Source organism: Gemmiger formicilis (assembly GCF_016901605.1).
In the GTDB taxonomy this organism is placed as follows: Bacteria; Bacillota; Clostridia; order Oscillospirales; family Ruminococcaceae; genus Gemmiger; species Gemmiger formicilis_B.
Genome location: NZ_JACJKP010000618.1, coordinates 1 through 276, shown reverse-complemented (window position 1 = coordinate 276; position 276 = coordinate 1). Strand labels below are relative to the sequence as shown.

1 pseudogene is annotated in these 276 nt (G+C 61.2%); it reads right to left on the bottom strand.

Annotated features, from left to right (window positions below):
- Nucleotides 1-276 (bottom strand): annotated as a pseudogene (locus tag H6B10_RS16180) (ketol-acid reductoisomerase); the annotation flags it as partial.

Here is a 276-nt window from a genome sequence, read left to right as displayed (position 1 = left end):
GCGGTGTTGGAGATGGAGTAACGCATCTTGTCAAAGCCGCCCTCGTTGATCAGGTCGACGATGAGCTTCATTTCATGGCAGGTCTCGAAGTAAGCCATTTCGGGGGCGTAGCCGGCTTCCACCAGCGTATCGAAACCGGCGTGGATCAGCTCGCAGACACCGCCGCAGAGCACAGCCTGCTCACCGAAGAGGTCGGTCTCGGTCTCCTCCTTGAAGGTGGTCTCCAGGATGCCCGCACGGCCGGCGCCGATACCGGAAGCATACGCCAGGGCGATG